A 20,710-nucleotide genomic window follows, 5' to 3' on the forward strand; every position below is an offset into this window, starting at 1 on the left:
CTCAGCCCTTCCCTTCGACGAACTCCAGCAGCGTGGCCAGCATCGCCCGCAGGGACGGCTGCAAGCCTGAAGCCAGTGCTTCGTCGTAGGCAAAGGGATACGTCTCGCTCATATAGGCGGACTGCGCCAGCTCCAGCTGCACCGCGTGCACGCCCTGTTCCGGCTGCCCGTACTGGCGCGTGATATAGCCGCCCTTGAAGCGGCCATTCAGCACCGCGGTATGGCCCGGCACGGCGCTCGCGATGTCGAGCAGCTGCTCCGCCAGCGCCGCATCGCAGCTCGCGCCATTGGCGGTGCCCAGGTTGAAATCGGGCAGCTTGCCGTCGAAGAAGCGCGGCAGCACCGAACGGATCGAATGCGCGTCCCACAGCGCGATGGTGCCGTGTGCTGCGCGCAGGCGGGCGAGCTCCTCGGCCAGCGCGTTGTGGTACGGACGCCAGATTGCGTCGCGGCGCGCGGCAATTTCCGCATCGTCCGGTCCGTTGCCGTCTGCATAGAGCGGCGTCTTGTCGAACGTATCGACCGGGCACAGTCCGGTGGTGTCCTGGCCCGGATACAGGTTGGCGTTGTCGGGCGGGCGGTTCAGGTCCACCACATAGCGCGAATGCGTGGCGACGAGCACCGAGGCGCCGAGTTCGCGGGCGAAATCGTAGAGGCGTTCCAGGTGCCAGTCGGTGTCAGGCACGGTGCGGGCCTCGGCGGTCAGCCGCTGCGAGACCGTGGCGGGCAAATGCGTGCCGACATGCGGCATCGATACCAGCAGCGGGCGGCTGCCGCGATGCAGGGTAAAAGCGGGGGTATCGGTAGAGAAGGACATGTTCAGGGAGCGAGGCGAAGGCGCGTGGCTGGCCACGCGCCGGATTCAGTCGGTCAGCAGGCTTGCGCGCGCTGCGGCGAACAGCTTGCCGGCTTCCGCCTGGAGCGGATGCGCGCCATGCTGCACGCGGCGGCGGCCTGCGGTGCGGACTTCCGCTAGTGTCTCATGTCCGTGGCAGGCGAACACGTGCGTGGCCAGCGCTTGCGGCCCGTTCAGGCCTGCCAGCGTGGGATGGCTGCCGTCGAGCACCACGAAGTCGGCCTGTTGCCCGGGCGCCAGTCCGGAGACCGCGCGCCCCGCGGCGCGGGCGCCGCCGGACACGGCTTCGAGATACAGGCGGTCAGCCACCTGCGCATGCGTGTCCGACGCGAGCACGTTGCGCCGCTGCAGGCCCAGACGCTGGCCATATTCGAACAACCGCAATTCCTCGGCCACGCTGACGCTGGCATGGCTGTCGGAGCCGATGCCCCATGCGCCATGCTGCGCCATGTACGGCGCGGCCTCGAACACACCGTCGCCCAGGTTGGCCTCGGTAGTCGGGCAGATGCCGGCCACCGCGCCGCTGTGCGCCAGGCGCCGGCGTTCATCCCAGTCCATATGCGTGGCATGCACCAGGCACCAGCGCGCATCGACGTCGGCATGGTTGAGCAGCCACTCGACCGGACGCGTGCCGGACCATGCGATACAGTCGTCGACCTCACGCTGTTGCTCGGCAATGTGGATATGGATGGGGGCCTGCGCATCGAGCGCCTGCAAGCCGGCCAGTGCATGGGTGAGGCTCTTTTCTGGCACCGCGCGCAGCGAGTGCGGCGCGAGTCCGAGCCGCGCGCCCGACTGCGCGCACGCAGGCATCAGCCGCTCCAGCAGGGCGAGCATGGCATCGGTGTCATGCAGGAAGCGGCGCTGCTCGGCCAGCGGCGGCTTGGCACCAAAGCCCGCGGTCTGGTAAAGCACCGGCAGCAGCGTCATGCCGATGCCGGTGCGCTGCGCCGCGCGCAGCAGGCGCAGCGACATCTCCGCCGCATCGGCATAGGACTTGCCGCCGACATCGTGATGCACGTAGTGGAATTCGCACACACTGGTGTAGCCGGCACGCAGCATCTCGATGTAGAGCTGCGTGGCAATGGCCTCCAGCGTGTCGGGTGACAGCCGTTGCGCAAAGCGGTACATCAGCGTGCGCCAGCTCCAGAATGAATCGGCGCCTGCAGGATCGTCGCCTTGCGGGCTGCTGCGGTACTCGGTGAGCCCGGCAAAACCGCGCTGGAAAGCGTGCGAATGGAGGTTCGGCATGCCTGCCAGCACGGGGCCGGCGGCACGCGGTACGTCAGGCGTTTCCGCTGCACCGGCCTGCACGGTGGTCATGCGTCCGTGTTCGTCCCATGCCAGCAGCACGTCGCGCGCCCAGCCGGTTGGCAGCAGCGCGTATGGAGCAAAGAGTTGCGTGGCGCTCATGCCGATATGCCTCCCTGCGCCAAGCCGGCGTGATACACGCGCCCCTGCCGCACGACCGTGGCAACCGGGTTGCGGCCGAACCAGTAAGCCAGCTCGGCGGGCGAATCGACTCGCCACAGCGCAAACTCCGCTACCCGTCCCACGGCAATCCGCCCGTGCCGCTCGGACGCGCCCAGTGCACGCGCGGCGTGCACGGTCACGCCGGCCAGCGCTTCCGGTACGGTCAGGCGGAACAGGGTGCAGGCCATGTTCATCATCAGCAGCAGCGAAGTGACCGGCGAGGTACCCGGATTGTGATCGGTCGAGATCGCCATCGGCACGCCGTACTGGCGCAGCAGCGCAATGGGCGGCAAATGCGTATCTCGCAGGAAATAATAGGCGCCAGGCAGCAGCACCGCTACCGTGCCCGCTTCCGCCATGGCGGCGACGCCGGCCTCGTCGAGATGCTCGAGGTGATCGGCGGAGAGGGCCTGATGCCGAGCCGCCAGCGCGGCGCCGCCGAGGTTGCTGAGCTGCTCGGCATGCAGCTTGACGCGCAGCCCGTGGCGAGCCGCGGCATCGAACACGCGTTCGGTCTGCGCAAGCGAAAAGCCGATCGATTCGCAGAAGGCATCCACGGCATCGACCAGCCCTTCCTCGGCCAGCGCGGGCAGCATGGTGTTGCAGACCAGATCGATGTAGTCGTCGGCACGGCCGGCATATTCAGGCGGCAAGGCATGCGCGCCGAGGAAGGTCGTGTGGACGCAGACGCCGAACTGCTCGCCCAGGCGCCGCGCCACGCGCAGTTGCTTGCGCTCGGCTTCGAGACTGAGCCCATAGCCCGACTTGATCTCGATGGCAGTGACGCCTTCGGCCAGCAAGGGCATCAGCCGTGCGGCGGCCTGCGCGAACAGGGTGTCTTCATCCGCGGCGCGGGTGGCGCGCACGGTCGAGACAATGCCGCCGCCGGCGCGCGCGATCTCTTCGTACCCGGCGCCGGCCAGCCGCATGGCGAACTCGTCGGCACGCTGGCCACCGTAGACCAGATGTGTATGGCAGTCGACCAGACCCGGCGTGATCCATGCGCCGTTGGCGTCATGGCGCGGCAGGCCGCGGAATGCGTCAGGCAGCTCGGCGGCAGCGCCAAGCCAGGCGATACGTCCGTGTTCAACCACGAGCGCGGCATCGCGAATCGCCTGCGCGGGATCTGCGTCGGGCAGGAGGTGGCAGTTGTGCCAGATACCGTCCGCGCTGATTGCGGATGACAGCGTCATTGATCAGGCTCCGTTTCGAGGGTGATGCACAGGCACAGCGCGTCGTCACCGGCTGGTGCGAAGGCGTGCCAGCCTGCGGTCGCTCCGGCAGCATACAGCGCGCCTTCGCCCGCACGCAGCGAGATACCCGCCTGCTGTTTGTCCTGCTCGTGCCATTCGCCAGCCACGGCAAACAGGCACACCGTATCGCCAACGGTGTTGATGGAAAACCCCTGCCGGAAGGCATCGACACGGGCGCGGCAACGGCCGCGACGCGTCATCGCGTTGAAGTCGCGCGTGGTCCCGTGGATCAGCGTGGCCTGCAGGCTGGCCTCGCCCGAGAATGCAAACGGCTCGCCGATGTGTTCGAGGCGATGGCTGAAACTGCCATCGTCTGCGCGCAACATCACGCCGCCGCCCTCCAGCAGCACGATCTGGCGATCGATGCCGGGAAACGCCGAGAACGGTCCATCCGTTTCGATATCGGCCACGCTCAGGCGCCACACGAAATCGTCCATGCCGGCGCCCGGTGGCCACAGCGCGATCTCGCGCGTGTTGCCGCCGCCGTTCTTCCAGCGCGTGGGCGCGATATCGGCCAGCGCGAATCGCCTTGGCAGCGTCATGCTCATGCGCCCTTCACCATCGGCAGGTTCAGGCCCTTCTCGTGCGCGCATTCGATGGCGATGTCGTAGCCCGCATCCGCGTGGCGCATCACGCCGGTGGCCGGATCGTTCCACAGTACGCGTTCGATGCGCTTGGCGGCAGCGTCGGTGCCATCGCACACAATCACTACGCCGGAGTGTTGCGAGAAGCCCATGCCCACGCCGCCGCCATGGTGCAGGCTGACCCATGTTGCACCACCTGCCGTGTTCAGCAGCGCGTTGAGCAGCGGCCAGTCGGAGACAGCGTCCGAGCCGTCGCGCATCGCTTCGGTCTCGCGGTTGGGCGAAGCCACCGAGCCGCAGTCGAGGTGGTCGCGGCCGATCACGACCGGGGCCTTCAGCTCACCCGACTTCACCATCTCGTTGAAGGCCAGGCCGGCGCGGTGGCGCTCGTCCAGCCCCACCCAGCAGATGCGTGCCGGCAGGCCCTGGAAGGCGATGCGGTCGTGCGCCATGTCGAGCCAGCGGTGCAGGTGCTTGTCCTCGGGGAACAGCTCCTTCATCTTGGCATCGGTCTTGTAGATATCCTCGGGATCGCCCGACAGCGCCACCCAGCGGAACGGGCCCTTGCCGCGGCAGAACAGCGGACGGATATAGGCCGGCACGAACCCCGGGAAATCGAACGCGTTCTTCACGCCCTCGTCGAACGCGACCTGGCGAATGTTGTTGCCATAGTCGACCGTCGGCACGCCCATCTTCTGGAAGTCGAGCATGGCCTGCACGTGCTTCACGATGGACGGACGCGCGGCGGCTTCCACCGACTTGGGATCATTCGTACGCGCGGCTTCCCATTGCCCGACGGTCCAGCCCGCCGGGAGATAGCCGTTGACCAGGTCGTGCGCCGAAGTCTGGTCGGTGACGATGTCCGGGCGCATGCCGCCGGCCTGCGCGCGCTTCACGAGTTCCGGCAGGATCTCGGCGGCGTTGCCGAGCAGGCCCACCGAAATGGCTTCCTTCTTCTGCGTGGCCTCGGCGATCATCGCCAGCGCCTCATCGAGCGTGGTGGCCTTCTTGTCGACGTAGCGCGTGCGCAGGCGGAAGTCGATGCGCGATTCCTGGCACTCGATCGCCAGCACGCAGGCACCGGCCAGCACGCCCGCCAGCGGCTGCGCGCCGCCCATGCCGCCGAGACCCGCGGTCAGGATCCACTTGCCCGACAAGTCGCCGTTGTAGTGCTGGCGGCCGGCTTCGACAAAGGTCTCGTAGGTGCCCTGCACGATGCCCTGGGTGCCGATGTAGATCCACGAGCCCGCCGTCATCTGGCCGTACATCATCAGGCCGGCGCGGTCGAGTTCGTTGAACTTGTCCCAGTTGGCCCAGTGCGGCACCAGGTTCGAGTTGGCGATCAGCACGCGCGGCGCGTCGGCATGCGTGCGGAACACGCCGACCGGCTTGCCCGATTGCACCAGCAGCGATTCGTCTTCACCCAGGCGGCGCAGGCTGTCGAGGATCGCATCGAAGCACTCCCAGTTGCGCGCGGCCTTGCCGATGCCGCCGTACACGACCAGATCCTGCGGGCGCTCGGCCACGTCCGGGTCGAGGTTGTTCTGGATCATGCGGTAGGCGGCTTCGATCAGCCAGTTCTTGCAATGCAGCTGGCTGCCGCGCGGGGCGCGGATTTCGCGCTGGCCGCGCTGGATGAATTGGGTTTCGCTGGCGTTCATGTCTGGATCTCCTGCTGCGTGTCTTGGCTTGCTGTGTCTGGGTCATCGCGCCGGACGCGCCGGCGCTTCGGTTTATTGCGTGCGTTCCGACAGGTTGGTCGGCAGGATGGCGCGCACGGCGTCGGGCCAGCCCGCGCCCGCATCGCCCTGCACCACCCATTGCTTCATCGCTTCAATATCCGGCGCCAGGTAGCGATCCTCTTCGACAAAGGCCACACGCGCACGGATGCGCGCCAGTTCCTGCTCCACCAGCGGCGACGACTTCAGCGGCCGATGGAATTCGATGCCTTGCGCAGCAGCCATGGCTTCGATGCCCACCACCACCGCGGTGTTGGCAGCCATATCGCCCAGGCGGCGCGCGCCATAGGTGGCCATCGACACGTGGTCTTCCTGGTTGGCCGAGGTCGGCAGGCTGTCGACGCTGGACGGATGCGCCAGCGACTTGTTTTCGGACGCGAGCGCGGCGGCGGTGACCTGCGCGATCATGAAGCCCGAGTTCAAGCCCCCTTCACGCACCAGGAACGGTGGCAGGCCCGACAGGCCGGTATCGAGCAGCAGCGCAAGGCGGCGCTCGGAAATGGCGCCGATCTCGGCGATCGCCAGCGCGATGATGTCGGCGGCAAAGGCTACCGGCTCGGCGTGGAAGTTGCCGCCGGACACCACGTCGCCCTGCTCGGAGAAGACCAGCGGGTTGTCCGAGGCGGCATTGGCTTCGATCTGCAGGATGCGCGCGGCGTGCTGCAGGTTGTCCAGGCATGCGCCCATCACCTGGGGCTGGCAGCGGATCGAGTACGGATCCTGCACGCGGCCGCAGGTCTTGTGCGAGTCGACGATCTCGCTGCCGTCCAGCATCGCGCGCACGGCGCTGGCTACGGCGATCTGGCCGGCCTGGCCGCGCGCTTCGTGAATGCGGGCGTCGAACGGCTTGACCGAACCCTTGATCGCTTCGAGCGACAGCGCGCCCGCCACCAGCCCGGCGGCGAAGGCGTCTTCGGCGCCGAACAGGCCGGCCAGCGCCAGCGCGGTCGATACCTGCGTGCCGTTGAGCAGCGCCAGGCCTTCCTTCGGGCCCAGTTCGAACGCCTTCAGGCCGGCATGGGCCAGGCCTTCGGCGGCCGGCAGGCGCTTGCCATCGATCAGGACGTCGCCCACCCCGATCAGCGTGCACGACATGTGTGCCAGCGGCGCGAGGTCGCCCGAGGCGCCGACCGAACCCTTGGCGGGGATGCACGGCGTGACACCGTGGTTGGCCAGCGCCAGCAGCGCCTGGATCAGTTCCGGACGCACGCCCGAATGGCCGCGCGCGAGGCTCACCGCCTTGGTGGCCAGGATCAGGCGCACGGTATCGGCCGCCAGGTCCGGGCCGGTGCCCACGCTGTGCGACAGCACCAGGTTGCGCTGGAGCTGCGCCAGCTTGTCGTGCGGGATGCGAGTCTGCGCCAGCTTGCCGAAGCCGGTGTTGATGCCGTAGACCACGGCGTCGGCATCGATGATGTCCTGCACGGTGGCCTGCGCGGCGCGCACGCCGGCCCAGGCCGAGTCGGCCATCTCCAGGCGCACTTCGCCACGGTAGATGCGGCGCAGGTCGGCCAGGGTGACATGGCCCGGCTGCAGGGTCAGCAGCGGGCGGGAGGCTTGGTCGTGTTGGCTTGCTTGTTCGCTCGCAGTCATTTGTATGTTCCTGTCTATACAGCTTAGGGTAAAAATTGAACCATCGGGCTGATCCGTCGGGGAATCAGCCGAAAGCGGGATTGCCGTCGGCGCGGAAGCGGCTGCCGAGGCGGTAGCGGTTGCCCGGATGCAGGCATCGCACGAAGGTCACGGGCACGCCGCCGGTCCAGGTGCGGCGCGTCAGCATCAGGCACGGCTGCGTCGGCGGCATCTCCAGCTGGACAGCCTGCTCCGGCGTGGCCGAAATGGCATCGACCACGTGCTCGACCTGGTCGTAAGGTACGTTGCGCAGCAGGTACTCGCCGGGCTTGACCAGGCTGAAGTCCTGGCTGATGAAGTCCGGCGCCACGCGCGGATTGACGTAGCGGTCTTCCAGTTGCACCGGCACGCCGTCTTCGCGATGCACGCAGACCGAGTGGAAGACCGATTCGCCGGTGCGCAGCTCCAGCGCGGCGGCCACTTCGATCGATGCCGAAACGCGCTCGACCAGGATCACGTCGCACGCGTAGTCATGCCCGCGCATGCGGATCTCGTCCTGCAGGTTGACCACGCTCAGCAGCGTCGACTGAGGCTTGTGCTCGGCAACGAAGGTGCCCACGCCGGCCACGCGCACCACCCGGCCCTGCTCGGACAGCTCGCGCAGCGCCCGGTTGACGGTCATGCGCGAGACGCCGAAGCGGCTGACCAGCTCCTGCTCCGACGGCACCCGGTCGCCCGGCTGCCACGCACCGCTCTGGATCTGGCGGGCGATGTACTCCTTCACCTGCTGGTAGAGCGCGGTGGGAGAGGCGGAAGCGGAAGATGCGGTGCCGACGGCGTGGTTCATGGCGTTTCAGTGCTCGGCCGAGGCCATGGCCTCGGCGCGGATCTCCTCCGTCAGGCGCGCCTTGAGCGCGGAAAACTCGGGAGAGGTTTTGATCGTGTAATGGCGCGGATGCGGGAATTCCACCGCAATCTCGCTCTTGATCCGACCCGGCCTGGCGGAAAACACCGCCACCCGGTTGGCCATGAAGATGGCCTCGTCGATATCATGGGTCACGAATAATACCGTCTTGCGCGAGGCTTCCCAGATGCCGAGCAACAATTCCTGCATCAGCACGCGGGTCTGGTTGTCGAGCGCGCCGAAGGGCTCGTCGAGCAGCAGGATCTTGGGGTCGTTGGCCAGGGCGCGTGCGATCGCCGTGCGCTGCTGCATGCCGCCTGAGAGCTGCTTCGGGTAGTGATGCTCGAAGCCGCGCAGGCCGACGCGCTGCATGAAGAAGTCGCTGCGCTCCTTCTGCTCGGCCGCACTCATGCCGCGCTCGCGCAGGCCGAAGCGCACGTTCTGCTCGATCGTCAGCCACGGGAACAGCGTGTACGACTGGAACACCATGCCGCGGTCGGCGCCGGGGGCGGACACCGGCTGGCCGTCGAGCAGCACGCGGCCGCTGGAGGGCGTGTCCAGGCCGGCCACGATGCGCAGCAGCGTGGACTTGCCGCAGCCCGAGGGCCCGAGGATGGTCACAAAGTCGTTGTCGCGGACCTCGAAATCGACCGGCTGCAGCGCCAGCGTCTGGCCGCCGCGCGGGTTGGCGAAGGTGCGCGAGACCTGCTGGATGGACAGTGCGCTCATTGGATCGAACTCCACGGGAACAGGCGCTGGTTGGCGCGCTTGAAGACAAGGTCGGAGACCAGGCCGATGCAGCCGATCACGATGATGCCGAAGATGATCTGCCCGGTATTGAGCAGCGCCTGGCTGTCGGTGATCATGTGGCCGATGCCCGACGACGAGCCGATCAGCTCGGCCACGATCACGTAGGTCCAGGCCCAGCCCAGCACCAGCCGCAGGATCTCGGCAATCTCGGGCGCCGCGCCGGGAATCAGCACGCGGCGCACGATGCCGGCGCTGTTTGCGCCGAGCGTGTAGGCGGCCTCCACCAGGTCCTTGCGCGCGCCGCCGACGGCCACCGCCACCATCAGCACGATCTGGAAGAACGAGCCGATAAAGATCACCAGCAGCTTCTGCGTTTCGCCGATGCCCGCCCACAGGATCAGCAGCGGGATGAAGGCCGACGCCGGCAGGTAGCGGCAGAACGACACGAAGGGCTCGAAGAATGCTTCGGCCGCCTTGTACGCGCCCATGAAGATGCCCAGCGGCACGGCGAGGACCGCGGCCAGCACGAAGCCGCCGACCACGCGCCAGACCGTCATGCCGATATCGCCGATGAAGTTGTACTGCGTGAACAGGATCACGCCCTCTTTGGCCATCGTCATCGGATCGGCCAGGAACGTGCGCGGCACAAAGCCGCCCAGCGTCACCACGGCCCAGATCCCGAAGAACAGCACAAAGAAGGACAGGCCGAGCATCCAGCGCAGATTCGGCGACACCGGCACCAGCGGCGCCAGCCACGGATGGCGCCGGCGCACGGGCGCGGCGCTCGGGCCGGCTGCCGCCACTACGGTGGCCGGAGCTGATGAACCAAGTCGGGCTTGTGTCATGACGATGCCTCTCGCTTACTTCAGGAAACGCGCGTCATACAGCGCCGTCACGTCGGGCACCTGGCGGATTACGCCGATGTCCAGCAGCACGCCCGCCGCTTCCTTGCTGAAGCTGGCGAGTTCGCCGGAAAAGAACTTGCGGTTGGCCTCGCGGTCCTGCCAGCGCAGGTAGGCGGACGACCTGGCGAACTGCTCGCCGGTCTGCTTGACGGCCGCGCCCATGATGTCGTTGGCCTTCTCCGGTTCCTTGCGAATCATCTCCAGCGCTTCGAAGTAGCTGTCGACCAGCGCCTGGGCGGCCTTCGGATTGTCCTTCAGCCACTTGGGTGCGCAGCCCAGCGTGTCGGTCACCATCGGGTAGTCGAGCGTGGTGGCGAGGATCTTGCCCTTGTCCGGATTCTGGCGGACCGTCGACAGGTACGGCTCGTAGGTCATGGCGCCGTCGTTCTGGCCGGCAACGAACGCCTGCGCGGCGGCCTGCGGCGACAACGTGGTGGTCTTGACGTCCTTCAGAGTCATGCCGTTCTTCTTGAGCATCCAGGCCAGGCCGAAGTAAGGCGCGGTGCCCGGCGCATCGACGCCGATGGTCTTGCCCTTGAGGTCGGCAAAGCTCTTGACGTCCGCGCGCACGGCCAGGCCGTCGGCGCCATAGGACTTGTCGAGCTGCACGATCTGGGTGATGGGCACGCCGTTGGCGTTCCAGGCCACGTGCGTCTCGACCGTCGTAGCCGCGCACTGGATCGCGCCGGAGGCCAGCGCGAGGTGGCGGTCCTTCTGAGGAATCATCTTGATGTCGACGTCGACGCCATGCTTCTTGAAGATCCCTGCCTTGTCGGCCAGCGTGAGCGGCGCAAACCCGGTCCAGCCGCTCATGCCAAGCGTCACGGGCGTGTTCTGGGCATGGGCGGTCCCGGTTGCGGCGGCGGCAATGGCGACTGCGGCCAGTGACGCGCGGGCCGCACGCACTGCGGTCTGACCAGCAATACGGCTGTGAATCCTCATCTGTCGGCTCCTTTGGTGTGTCGGTCGTGGCCGCGCCATGCGTGTGGCGCCGCTCGGTTCCGGGGCAATTTAACAAGCCTGTATATACAAGTCAATGCAGTAGTTGCACTAGGCAAAAGATGAGGATGAATCGCCGCTTAGCGCAATGATAATGCGCTTTTTCGGTGGCTCACATTTATATGCCTGCACCGGGAAGGCGCCGATAGTGCACCATCGGTGCAATCTCCCGCTTTCCTGTATAGACAGGTTCTGACGGCGATCTCCGGGCGCAAGGACCGTGCCGGGCATTGCCGCGGCACGGGTGCAGCCGTTCAGGCGTCGAAGAAGGAGGAGACGGTGGGATAGCGCAGCCGCAGGCGCAGTTCGCGCTTGAGCCGCTGGTTGTCGAGCCGGCGCGATTCGCTCATAAAGCTCAGGAGCGTCGGCTCCAGCACTTCGCGGGCCTGGTGGCGGGAGATGCGCGGCGGGCGCGGCAGGCCGCGGCGGTCGGCAACCAGATCGAAATAGTCGGCCATGCGCAGCTCGGTGTCGTCGCTGGCGTGGACAACGCGCTGGGGCCGGCCACGGAACAGTGCCGCGATCATGGTGCGGGCGAGGTCGTCGGCGTGGATATGGCTGGTGTAGACGTCGTCCTGCGGCGCCAGTGCCGGCGTGCGTTTGGTGAGCCGCGCCAGCGGCAGGCGGTCCTCGGCGTAGATGCCCGGAATGCGCACGATGCTGGCACGCCAGCCCCCGTGGCGCCCGAACTCGCGTACCGCGCGCTCTGCCGCCACACGCCGCCGCGCCCGGCCGGTCTGCGGCCGCACGGCGGCAAATTCCGCCACGCGGGCACCGCCGCGGTCGCCATAGACGCCCGAGGTGCTGGCATAGACAAACGCAGCGCGGGGCCTGTTCCGCTCAGGTAGAATGACGGGCTTGCCCGCCTGTGACCTGGCGCGGCGCCAGGCCGCGCGGCGCAGTGCGGCGAGCAAGGCACGCGTGCGCGGATCGTCCTCGCCCTTCGCGGGAGGAGGCGCCAGGTCCAGCACCCGGTCAGCCAGGCCTCGCAGGCGCGCCAGCGTGGCAGGCCGGTCGAGGTCGGCGACCAGCGGCACCGCGCCGGCCTCGCGCAATGCCGCGCGCCGTGCAGGCTGCGAGGTCACGGCAAAAATACGCATGCGCGCCGACAGGATTCGCAGGCACCGCGTCCCCACATCCCCGCAACCCACGATCAGCAGGCGCGGGCGGCCCAGCCGAGCAGCAGGGCCCGGGCGGCGTGATGCCTGAAGCGGCGACAGAATTTGGCTCATAGACTAATTATGGCTTATCAAGTAACCGTCATGCCCAGCGGCCACAAGTTCGAAGTGGCCGCCGATGAAACCATTCTCGGCGCAGCGCTGCGTCACAGCATCGGCCTGCCGTACGGCTGCAAGAACGGCGCCTGCGGCTCGTGCAAGGGCCGCGTGCTGGAAGGCACCATCGTACAGGGCGATCACGCTCCTGCGGCCCTGACCGCGCAGGAAAAAGCCGAAGGCCGCGCCCTGTTCTGCTGCGCCAACGCCGGCACCGATATCACCATCGAATGCCGCGAGGTGCATGGCGCCGGTGACATCCCCATCAAGAAGGTGCCCTGCCGCGTAGCCACCATGGAGCGGCTGGCCGACGACGTGATCTCGGTCCGCCTGCAGCTGCCGGCCACCGAGCGCATGCAATACCTGGCCGGCCAGTACGTGGAATTCCTGCTGCGCGACGGCAAGCGCCGCAGCTACTCGATCGCGACGGCCCCGCATGAGGAAGGCCCGATTGAGCTGCACATCCGCCATATGCCTGGCGGCGCGTTCACCGACTACGTGTTCGGCGCCAAGGAAGGCGTGGCGGCGATGAAGGAGCGCGACATCCTGCGCTTCGAAGGCCCGCTCGGCAGCTTCTTCCTGCGCGAAGAGTCCGAGGCGCCGATCGTCCTGCTGGCCTCCGGAACCGGTTTCGCGCCGATCAAGGCCATCGTCGAACATGCCGCCTATACCGGCATCCAGCGCCCGATGACGCTGTACTGGGGCGGCCGCCGTCCGCACGACCTGTACATGCACGCGCTGTGCGAGCAGTGGGCGCGCGACCTGCCCAACTTCAAGTACGTGCCGGTCGTGTCCGATGCGCTGCCGGAAGACAACTGGCAAGGCCGCACCGGCTTCGTCCACCAGGCCGTGATGGCCGACTATCCGGACCTGTCGGGCCACGAGGTCTACGCCTGCGGCGCGCCGGTGATGATCAACGCCGCCCGCAGTGACTTCACGAAGCAGTGCAAGCTGCACGAGGACGCATTCTTCGCCGATTCGTTCACGTCCGAAGCGGACATGCACCCGGCCGGTTCGGCACCGGCGGCCTGACCGGGCCGCCTCGCTTCCCAGCCGTTCCGTCCGCACAACAATGCCCGGGTCCGCCAAAATTCGTTTTGACACCCGGGCCCATGCGCCTTATATTTGCCCGCATGAACACGACCTTGATCCGACGCAGCTTCCGTACGTCGCTCCCCACCAGGGTGCCGCGCGGCTGACCGTCGACAGCGTCTGTTCAGGTCAACAAGCCACGGGCAACCCCCGTGGCTTTTTGTTTTTTGTTCCGGTTTTGCGCCCGTCCGTCCATCGTTTAAAGCCGACCCCTGGAGTCCGCCATGGCATTTGCTGAGTATCCCGTCCAATCCCTGATGTACATCACCAACCGGCCCGAACTCGTCTTCACCGAGGGCAAGGGCTCCTGGCTGACGGATCACAACGGCAAGCGATACCTGGACTTCGTGCAGGGCTGGGCAGTCAACAGCCTGGGCCACTCCAACCAGGGCATGATCGACGCGCTGACCGCGCAGTCGCACAAGCTGATCAACCCGAGCCCGGCCTTCTACAACGAGCCGATGCTCAAGCTGGCCGGGCAGCTGACCGACAACAGCTGCTTCGACAAGGTCTTCTTCGCCAACAGCGGCGCCGAGGCCAACGAAGGCGCGATCAAGCTGGCGCGCAAATGGGGCCGCAAGCACAAGAACGGCGCCTACGAGATCATCACCATGGACCACAGCTTCCATGGCCGCACGCTCGCCACCATGAGCGCATCGGGCAAGGCCGGCTGGGACACCATCTTCGCGCCGCAGGTGCCGGGCTTCCCCAAGGCCGAGCTGAACGACCTGGCCTCGGTGGAAAAGCTGATCACCGACAAGACTGTCGGCATCATGCTGGAGCCGGTGCAGGGCGAAGGCGGCGTGATTCCCGCCACGCGCGAATTCATGCAAGGCCTGCGCGCGCTGGCCGACAAGCACAAGCTGCTGTTTATCGTGGATGAAGTGCAGTCCGGTTGCGGCCGCTGCGGCACGCTGTTCGCCTACGAGCTGTCGGGCGTGGAGCCGGACATCATGACGCTGGGCAAGGGCATCGGCGGCGGCGTGCCGCTGTCGGCCTTGCTGTGCAAGGCGGAAGTCGCCAGCTTCGAGGCCGGCGACCAGGGCGGCACCTACAACGGCAACCCGCTGATGACGGCAGTCGGCAGCTCGGTGATCGAGCAGCTGACGGCACCCGGCTTCCTGGACGACGTGAAGGCCAAGGGCGCTTACCTGCGCGAGCAGCTGCTGGCGCTGTCGTCCGAATTCGGCCTGGGCGGTGAGCGCGGTGAAGGTCTGCTGCGCGCGCTGCTGCTGGACAAGGACATCGGCCCGCAACTGGTGGAAGAAGCGCGCGACATGGGCCCGCACGGTCTGCTGCTGAACGCGCCGCGCCCCAACCTGCTGCGTTTCATGCCCGCACTGAACGTGACGCGCGAAGAGATCGACCAGATGACCGGCATGCTGCGCACGCTGCTGAAGAAGCTGGCCTGACGAAAAAAGCCTCGCGAGAGCGAGGCTTCAGGGCTGCTGGCAAACACTGCATGCTGCAGGTTTGCTCCCCTCTCCCGCTTGCGGGAGAGGGGCCGGGGGAGAGGGCAGGAGCGTCAAAGGCTGAGGTCTATGGGTAAAAACAGTTGGCCTCGCTCTCTGTGACTCCTTGCTAGACCACCCCTCTCCCCAACCCTCTCCCCCTGAGGGGAGAGGGAGAACACATTGCTTAGGCTAGTTCGAATGGCTTTGGAGCTTACTCGCCCAGGTAGGCGGCCCGCACCTTCGGATCGTCCAGCATCTGCTTGGCCTCGCCACTCATGGTGATCAGGCCGGACTCCATCACGTAGCCACGATGCGCGGCCTGCAGTGCCAGGCGCGCGTTCTGCTCCACCAGCAGCACGGTCACGCCTTGCGCCGAGATGTCGCGCACGACCTCGAAGATCTTCTCGACCATGATCGGCGAGAGGCCCATCGAAGGCTCGTCCAGCAACAGCAGTTTCGGCTGGCTCATCAACGCGCGCGCCATCGCCAGCATCTGCTGCTCGCCGCCGGACATGGTGCCGGCCAGCTGGTTGGCACGCTCTTTCAGGCGCGGGAAGATGCCGAACATGCGGTCGACGTCAGCCTTGATGCCGGCTTCGTCGTTGCGCGTGTAGGCGCCCATCTGCAGATTTTCGGTGATGGTCATGCGGGCGAACACGCCGCGGCCTTCCGGCACCATCGCCATGCCGTGCTTTAGCAGCGCATAGCTGGGTACGCCCTTGATGGACTTGCCCATGTACTCGACATCGCCGCCGCCCCAGCCCTGCAGGCCGGTGATGGCCTTCATAGTGGTGGTCTTGCCCGCGCCGTTGGCGCCGATCAGCGTGACCAGCTCGCCGTCCTTGATTTCGAGGTCGATGCCCTTGACCGCCTGGATGCCACCATAAGCGACCTTCAGGCCCGAGATCTTCAATACTGTGTCTTTCATCTGCAGCTCCCCCGTCAGTGGGCCGTAGTGCCGAGGTAGGCCTCGATCACCGCGGGGTTGTTCTGGACATCATGCGGCAGGCCCTGCGCGATGACTTTGCCGTAGTCGAGCACGGTCATGCGATTGCAAAGGCCCATCACCAGCTTCACGTCGTGCTCGATCAGCAGGATGGTCTTGCCGTCCGAGCGGATCTTGTCGAGCAGACCGCGCAGCTCGACCTTCTCGGTGGCGTTCATGCCGGCCGCGGGCTCGTCCAGCGCCAGCAGCTTGGGCTCGGTAGCCAGCGCGCGGGCAATCTCGAGCCGTCGCTGGTGGCCATAGGAGAGATTGCGCGAGGTGAAGTTGGCGTACTTGCCGATGCCGACATAGTCGAGCAGGTCGTGCGCCATGTCCTCGATGGCCTCTTCTTCGCGCCGCACCGAGGGCGGGCGAAACACCGCGCCCAGCAGATTGGCCTTGGTGCGCACGTGGCGCCCCACCATCACGTTCTCCAGCGCGGTCATGTCGCCGAACAGGCGGATGTTCTGGAAGGTGCGGGCGATGCCGGCCTTGGCCACTTCATGCACCGCGGTGGGCTGGTACGGCTTACTGTCCAGCACGAACTCGCCAGAGTCCGGTGTGTACAGGCCCGTGATCACATTGAAGAAGGTGGTCTTGCCGGCGCCATTCGGCCCGATCAGGCCATAGATCTCGCCCGGCTTGATCTGCAGGCCTACTTCCGACAAGGCCTGCAACCCGCCGAAGCGCTTGTTGACCCCCTGTACCGACAGGAGGAAGTTGTCATTGCTCATCTTTCGTCCTCCTGATTAGAAACGGCCCACGCTGGCGGCAGCACGGCGCGCCACCGGCCGGTCTTCCTTGCGCGGCGACGGCCACAAGCCGGCCGGGCGGTACAGCATCACCACCACCATGGCCAGGCCGAACAGCAGCTGGCGCAGCACTTCGGCATCGATCACTACATGACCGAAGATGGCGTGCTGGACCGGTTCGGCCACCGCGCGTAGCAGTTCCTGGAAGCCGACCAGCAGGATGCCGCCCAGGATCACGCCCGGGATATGGCCAATGCCACCCAGCACCACGATCGCCAGCACGTAGATGGACTCCCACAGCGTGAACGATTCGGGCGAGACGAAACCCTGAAAAGCGCCGAACACGGCACCAGAGGAGCCACCAAAGGAGGCGCCCATGGCGAAGGCCAGCAGCTTGATGTTGCGGGTGTTGATGCCCATCGCCTTGGCGGCGATCTCATCTTCGCGAATCGCCACAAAGGCGCGGCCGATACGCGAGTTCTGCAGGCGCAGGCAGACGAACACGATGACGATCACCAGCGCGACCAGCAGGTAGTAGTACATGAACACCGGCGTGAACTTGAGCCCAAAGATCTCGTGAGTCTTGGAAAAGTCGAAGCCGAAGATATGGACCGGGTCGATCGCGGTGACGCCCTTCGGGCCGTTGGTGATGTTCACCGGACGGTCAAGGTTGTTCATGAAGATACGGATGATCTCGCCGAAGCCCAGCGTCACGATGGCCAGGTAGTCGCCGCGCAACTTGAGCGTCGGTGCGCCAAGCAGCACGCCGAACGTGGCTGCCACCAGCAACGCGATTGGCAGCACAAACCACATGCTCAGGTGCAACCCGTGCGGGAACAGGGCGTGGATCGCCTCGAACTGGTTGGCCAGATGGGGCGAGCCCAGCAAGGCCATCAGATAGGCGCCCACCGCGTAGAACGCGATATAGCCCAGGTCGAGCAGGCCGGCAAAGCCCACCACGATGTTCAGGCCAAGCGCCAGCATGATGTACAGCATTGCAAAGTCGAGCACGCGCACCCAGTAATTGCCGCCCAGCGTCTGCACGATGAACGGCGCGCACATGGCGACCACCAGGAAGGACAGCAGCGCGGCCAGGGTCTTGGCCGGTACTCTGGACGGTGCTGCAACCGCCGCCGTGGATGGAATCGGGGTATTCATGGATTCTCTCTCCTCAGGCGCGCTCGGCAACACGTTCGCCCATCAGGCCGGACGGACGGAACACCAGAACCGTGATCAGCACGATGAAGGCAAACACATCCTGGTAGTTGGAGCCAAAGATGCCGCCGGTAAGGTCGCCGATGTAGCCGGCGCCCAGTGCTTCGATCAGGCCAAGCAGCATGCCGCCGATCATGGCGCCGGCCAGATTGCCGATGCCGCCAAGCACTGCGGCGGTAAACGCCTTCAGCCCCGGGATGAAACCCATGTAGAAGTGGGCGTTGCCGTAGTTGGTAGCCATCATCACGCCAGCCAGCGCGGCCATCGCGCCGCCGATCATGAAGGTGGCGGAGATCACGAAATTCGGGTTGACGCCCATCAGGCCGGCCACCTTCTGGTTCTCGGCGGTGGCGCGCATTGCGCGGCCGAGTTTGGTGCGGTTGACCAGCAGCAGCAGGCCGCCCATCACCAGCACTGCCATGGCGATGATCACGATCTCCTTGCCGGTGATGGTGGCGCCGGTCGTGCCGATATCGATCGGTGCGGAAGGCAGCAGTTGCGGGAAGGTCAGCGGATTGCGCGACCAGATCATCATCCCCACTGTCTGCAGGATGATGGAAACGCCGATCGCGGTAATCAGCGGGGCCAGCCGCGGCGCATTGCGCAGCGGTCGGTAGGCGGCCCGCTCAATCGTGAACGAAAGCATGGCGCAGACGGGCATGGCGACCAGCGTGGCGATGACCAGCGTCAGCCATTCGGGCAGCCCCGGGGCAATTTTCTGCAGACCAAGGATGGCTGACAGGGCGGTCAGCGCGCCGATCATCAGTACGTCGCCATGGGCGAAGTTGATGATGCCGAGAATACCGTAGACCATGGTGTAGCCCAGTGCGATCAGCGCATAGATGCTGCCAATCACCAGGCCGTTCACGATCTGCTGGATAAGGATATCCATGAAAACTCCTGCTTCTGCCCCGACCGCTCGGCATGGTGTAGATGCCAGGGTGGGCGTTGGTGTTTATGGGTGGTGGGTGAGGTGGTTGCTGGTAAGCGGCCTGCCGCGTTCCGCCCATGGTAAGGGCGCTATTACATATGGCTAGGCTAAAAATAACGGCACCGCAAGGTACTCACGGTGCCGTCCATACATAAGGGCGGGTAAGCCCGGATTACATCTTCACGATGTCAAGCACGGACTTCTTCTTGTCCTTGTACTCGTACAGGGTGATGGTGCCTTCCTTCATGTCGCCCTTCTCGTCGAAGGCAATGTTGCCGATCAGTCCCTTGTAGTTGGTCTTGGGCATCTCGGCCAGGATAGCGGCCGGCTCGGTCGAGTTAGCGCGCTTCATGGCGTCGACGATGACCATCACCGCGTCATACGTGAACGGGGCGTAAATCTGCACCGGGGCATTGAAGCGAGCCTGATACTTCTTCTCGAAGTCGGCGCCCTTCTCCATCTTCGACAGCGCCAGGCCAGCCTCCGAGCAGATGATGTTCGACACGGCGTCGCCGGCCAGCTCGGCCACCTTGTCCGTACAGACGCCGTCGCCGCCTACGATCTTGGCGGGAATGCCAAGTTCCTTGGCCTGCTTGGCGAACGGGCCGCCGGTGGCGTCCATGCCGCCGTACATGATGACGTCAGGCTTCTTGCCCTTGATCTTGGTCAGAATGGCCTTGAAGTCAGTCGCCTTGTCGTTGGTGGCTTCACGCGCGACCACATTCACGCCGGCTGCCTTGGAAGTCTTCTCGAACTCGTCGGCCAGGCCCTTGCCGTATGCGGTGGCATCGTCGACGATGGCCACGCTCTTAGCGTGCAGGGTCTTGGCCGCGTAGTTGGCCAGTGCCGGGCCCTGCTGGGCATCGGTGGCCACCACGCGGTACGTGGTCTTGAAGCCTTGCTTGGTGTAGTCCGGGTTGGTCGCGGACGGCGAGATCTGGACGATGCCGGCATCGCTGTAGATCTTCGAGGCCGGGATAGAGGTGCCCGAGTTCAGGTGGCCGACCACCGCAACCACCTTGGAATCGACCAGCTTCTGCGCCACGGCGGTACCCGTCTTCGGATCGGCGGCGTCGTCTTCGCCGACCAGCTCCAGCTTGATCTTCTTGCCACCGATTTCCAGGCCGGTCTTGTTGACTTCTTCCACGGCCAGGCGGGCGCCGTTTTCGTTGTCCTTGCCAAGGTGCGCAATGCCGCCGGTGAGCGGTGCCACGTGACCGATCTTGACGACGACTTCGCCGCCGCCTGCAGGGGCGGTGGCAGCCGCGGGTGCCGATGCCGACTCGGCCGGCTTCTCTTCCTTCTTGCCGCAAGCTGCAACCAGCGCCACTGCGGCCGCGATCGGCAGAATCTTGGCAAACGTGATTTGCATGAGTGATCTCCTAGGATTCACAAAAACAGGGATTTGCAACGCCTCCCGGGCGTTTCCCTGGACCGCCTTTGTTTAGTTTCAATTTGAAACGCGCGCATTGTATCCCCTTTCTTTGCAGATGCAATATGCGACGCAACATCTTTAACGATTTACCCGTCAAATGAGCTAGGGAATTTCCCCAATGCACGGATTGGGGCAATTCCCGCCCATACAGCAGGGCAGTCTCCTATGCTTACAAGAATCGTGCCTGAGCCTCCTCTGCGCCAGAATAAGCTCTGCCGGCGTCACCCATAATCGCTGTCTATTAATTAGGTGTTTCATTTCAATACTTATGCACCGATCTCTAATGTGCAGAATGTAGCGCCGCACCATAATAGGGAAAACCCCAGTCCGGGGGATTACCCCTATTTGTCTTGTTGCATGGACAGGCACGTTATTGGGCGCACCATCGGCGTGCATTATGGTGGTACTAATTGGGCAGACTTCTGAGATTATTCCCAGGCAGCGAGTGTCATATAGCGCACAACGGCGACAGCTGCTCGCCGGCGCAGGGACAGGGGATAAAGCGTGGAAGCGGGCGCCGCCGGACGGGGCGCCACG

Annotated in this window: 18 protein-coding genes; 2 read left to right on the top strand and 16 right to left on the bottom strand. The window is 65.6% G+C overall.

Annotated elements, in window-relative coordinates; all coding sequences use genetic code 11:
- Position 1: 1 nt before the first annotated feature.
- The 11 genes from hutG to RM96_RS06455 all read right to left on the bottom strand — a co-directional run bounded on the left by hutG (position 2) and on the right by RM96_RS06455 (position 12,267).
- The gene (gene hutG / locus RM96_RS06405; RefSeq protein ID WP_039008921.1) at positions 2–817 is read right to left on the bottom strand and encodes an N-formylglutamate deformylase; all 816 of its coding nucleotides are present in this window, start codon (positions 815–817) and stop codon (positions 2–4) included.
- Between the two features lie 45 nt (positions 818–862).
- Complete coding sequence (locus tag RM96_RS06410) at positions 863–2,269, bottom strand: formimidoylglutamate deiminase (RefSeq protein ID WP_039008923.1); 1,407 nt, start codon at positions 2,267–2,269, stop codon at positions 863–865.
- On the bottom strand, positions 2,266–3,522 hold the full coding sequence (hutI, locus tag RM96_RS06415) for an imidazolonepropionase (protein WP_039008925.1): 1,257 nt from the start codon (positions 3,520–3,522) through the stop codon (positions 2,266–2,268). The genes RM96_RS06410 and hutI overlap by 4 nt, the downstream gene beginning before the upstream one ends.
- Positions 3,519–4,130, bottom strand: coding sequence for a HutD/Ves family protein (locus RM96_RS06420; RefSeq protein ID WP_039008927.1), 612 nt, complete (start codon positions 4,128–4,130; stop codon positions 3,519–3,521). Before RM96_RS06420 ends, hutI begins: the two co-directional genes overlap by 4 nt.
- The gene (hutU, locus tag RM96_RS06425; protein ID WP_039008928.1) at positions 4,127–5,827 is read right to left on the bottom strand and encodes a urocanate hydratase; all 1,701 of its coding nucleotides are present in this window, start codon (positions 5,825–5,827) and stop codon (positions 4,127–4,129) included. Before hutU ends, RM96_RS06420 begins: the two co-directional genes overlap by 4 nt.
- 72 nt (positions 5,828–5,899) lie before the next feature.
- Complete coding sequence (gene hutH / locus RM96_RS06430) at positions 5,900–7,498, bottom strand: histidine ammonia-lyase (protein ID WP_039008931.1); 1,599 nt, start codon at positions 7,496–7,498, stop codon at positions 5,900–5,902.
- A gap of 64 nt (positions 7,499–7,562) precedes the next feature.
- Positions 7,563–8,324: a histidine utilization repressor gene (gene hutC, locus RM96_RS06435; RefSeq protein WP_039008933.1), complete on the bottom strand. Its 762-nt coding sequence runs from the start codon at positions 8,322–8,324 to the stop codon at positions 7,563–7,565.
- 6 nt (positions 8,325–8,330) lie between these two features.
- On the bottom strand, positions 8,331–9,110 hold the full coding sequence (locus tag RM96_RS06440; RefSeq protein ID WP_039008935.1) for an ABC transporter ATP-binding protein: 780 nt from the start codon (positions 9,108–9,110) through the stop codon (positions 8,331–8,333).
- Positions 9,107–9,976 (bottom strand): ABC transporter permease, encoded by an 870-nt coding sequence (locus RM96_RS06445; RefSeq protein WP_039008936.1) that lies wholly within the window; start codon positions 9,974–9,976, stop codon positions 9,107–9,109. The genes RM96_RS06440 and RM96_RS06445 overlap by 4 nt, the downstream gene beginning before the upstream one ends.
- 15 nt (positions 9,977–9,991) lie before the next feature.
- A complete protein-coding gene (locus RM96_RS06450; RefSeq protein ID WP_052279350.1) occupies positions 9,992–10,978 on the bottom strand; it encodes an ABC transporter substrate-binding protein in 987 nt (328 codons plus the stop codon).
- Between the two features lie 311 nt (positions 10,979–11,289).
- On the bottom strand, positions 11,290–12,267 hold the full coding sequence (locus RM96_RS06455) for an NAD-dependent epimerase/dehydratase family protein (RefSeq protein ID WP_039008938.1): 978 nt from the start codon (positions 12,265–12,267) through the stop codon (positions 11,290–11,292).
- Positions 12,268–12,276: 9 nt separating this feature from the next.
- On the opposite strand from RM96_RS06455, the gene RM96_RS06460 reads away from it, so the two are divergent.
- Positions 12,277–13,341, top strand: a complete 1,065-nt coding sequence (locus RM96_RS06460; RefSeq protein WP_039008940.1) for a CDP-6-deoxy-delta-3,4-glucoseen reductase — start codon at positions 12,277–12,279, stop codon at positions 13,339–13,341.
- A gap of 284 nt (positions 13,342–13,625) precedes the next feature.
- Entirely contained in the window at positions 13,626–14,813 is a 1,188-nt protein-coding gene (locus RM96_RS06465) for an acetylornithine transaminase (RefSeq protein ID WP_039008942.1), read from the top strand.
- A 253-nt stretch (positions 14,814–15,066) separates the two neighbouring features.
- Here the strand turns inward: RM96_RS06465 and RM96_RS06470 are convergent, their stop codons facing one another.
- The 5 genes from RM96_RS06470 to RM96_RS06490 all read right to left on the bottom strand — a co-directional run bounded on the left by RM96_RS06470 (position 15,067) and on the right by RM96_RS06490 (position 20,110).
- Positions 15,067–15,783: an ABC transporter ATP-binding protein gene (locus RM96_RS06470; RefSeq protein WP_039008943.1), complete on the bottom strand. Its 717-nt coding sequence runs from the start codon at positions 15,781–15,783 to the stop codon at positions 15,067–15,069.
- Between the two features lie 14 nt (positions 15,784–15,797).
- The gene (locus RM96_RS06475; protein WP_039008946.1) at positions 15,798–16,574 is read right to left on the bottom strand and encodes an ABC transporter ATP-binding protein; all 777 of its coding nucleotides are present in this window, start codon (positions 16,572–16,574) and stop codon (positions 15,798–15,800) included.
- A gap of 15 nt (positions 16,575–16,589) precedes the next feature.
- Positions 16,590–17,750 carry an ABC transporter permease subunit gene (locus RM96_RS06480; protein ID WP_039008948.1) on the bottom strand — a complete coding sequence of 387 codons (1,161 nt, stop codon included), beginning with the start codon at positions 17,748–17,750 and terminating at the stop codon, positions 16,590–16,592.
- 13 nt (positions 17,751–17,763) lie between these two features.
- Positions 17,764–18,699: a branched-chain amino acid ABC transporter permease gene (locus tag RM96_RS06485; RefSeq protein ID WP_039008950.1), complete on the bottom strand. Its 936-nt coding sequence runs from the start codon at positions 18,697–18,699 to the stop codon at positions 17,764–17,766.
- Between the two features lie 211 nt (positions 18,700–18,910).
- Positions 18,911–20,110, bottom strand: coding sequence for a branched-chain amino acid ABC transporter substrate-binding protein (locus tag RM96_RS06490; protein ID WP_039008952.1), 1,200 nt, complete (start codon positions 20,108–20,110; stop codon positions 18,911–18,913).
- Between the last annotated feature and the right edge of the window lie 600 nt (positions 20,111–20,710).

This window comes from Cupriavidus sp. IDO (genome assembly GCF_000812465.1).
Classification (GTDB): domain Bacteria; phylum Pseudomonadota; class Gammaproteobacteria; order Burkholderiales; family Burkholderiaceae; genus Cupriavidus.

Coding starts and splice junctions, on each gene's coding strand:
- RM96_RS06470 (WP_039008943.1), bottom strand. CDS start 15,783: ATGAAAGACACAGTATTGAAGATCTCGGGCCTGAAGGTCGCTTATGGT.
- RM96_RS06465 (WP_039008942.1), top strand. CDS start 13,626: ATGGCATTTGCTGAGTATCCCGTCCAATCCCTGATGTACATCACCAAC.
- RM96_RS06460 (WP_039008940.1), top strand. CDS start 12,277: ATGGCTTATCAAGTAACCGTCATGCCCAGCGGCCACAAGTTCGAAGTG.
- RM96_RS06445 (WP_039008936.1), bottom strand. CDS start 9,976: ATGACACAAGCCCGACTTGGTTCATCAGCTCCGGCCACCGTAGTGGCG.
- RM96_RS06420 (WP_039008927.1), bottom strand. CDS start 4,130: ATGAGCATGACGCTGCCAAGGCGATTCGCGCTGGCCGATATCGCGCCC.
- RM96_RS06480 (WP_039008948.1), bottom strand. CDS start 17,750: ATGAATACCCCGATTCCATCCACGGCGGCGGTTGCAGCACCGTCCAGA.
- hutI (WP_039008925.1), bottom strand. CDS start 3,522: ATGACGCTGTCATCCGCAATCAGCGCGGACGGTATCTGGCACAACTGC.
- hutH (WP_039008931.1), bottom strand. CDS start 7,498: ATGACTGCGAGCGAACAAGCAAGCCAACACGACCAAGCCTCCCGCCCG.
- RM96_RS06475 (WP_039008946.1), bottom strand. CDS start 16,574: ATGAGCAATGACAACTTCCTCCTGTCGGTACAGGGGGTCAACAAGCGC.
- RM96_RS06485 (WP_039008950.1), bottom strand. CDS start 18,699: ATGGATATCCTTATCCAGCAGATCGTGAACGGCCTGGTGATTGGCAGC.
- RM96_RS06455 (WP_039008938.1), bottom strand. CDS start 12,267: ATGAGCCAAATTCTGTCGCCGCTTCAGGCATCACGCCGCCCGGGCCCT.
- RM96_RS06440 (WP_039008935.1), bottom strand. CDS start 9,110: ATGAGCGCACTGTCCATCCAGCAGGTCTCGCGCACCTTCGCCAACCCG.
- RM96_RS06410 (WP_039008923.1), bottom strand. CDS start 2,269: ATGAGCGCCACGCAACTCTTTGCTCCATACGCGCTGCTGCCAACCGGC.
- hutC (WP_039008933.1), bottom strand. CDS start 8,324: ATGAACCACGCCGTCGGCACCGCATCTTCCGCTTCCGCCTCTCCCACC.
- RM96_RS06450 (WP_052279350.1), bottom strand. CDS start 10,978: ATGAGGATTCACAGCCGTATTGCTGGTCAGACCGCAGTGCGTGCGGCC.
- hutG (WP_039008921.1), bottom strand. CDS start 817: ATGTCCTTCTCTACCGATACCCCCGCTTTTACCCTGCATCGCGGCAGC.
- RM96_RS06490 (WP_039008952.1), bottom strand. CDS start 20,110: ATGCAAATCACGTTTGCCAAGATTCTGCCGATCGCGGCCGCAGTGGCG.
- hutU (WP_039008928.1), bottom strand. CDS start 5,827: ATGAACGCCAGCGAAACCCAATTCATCCAGCGCGGCCAGCGCGAAATC.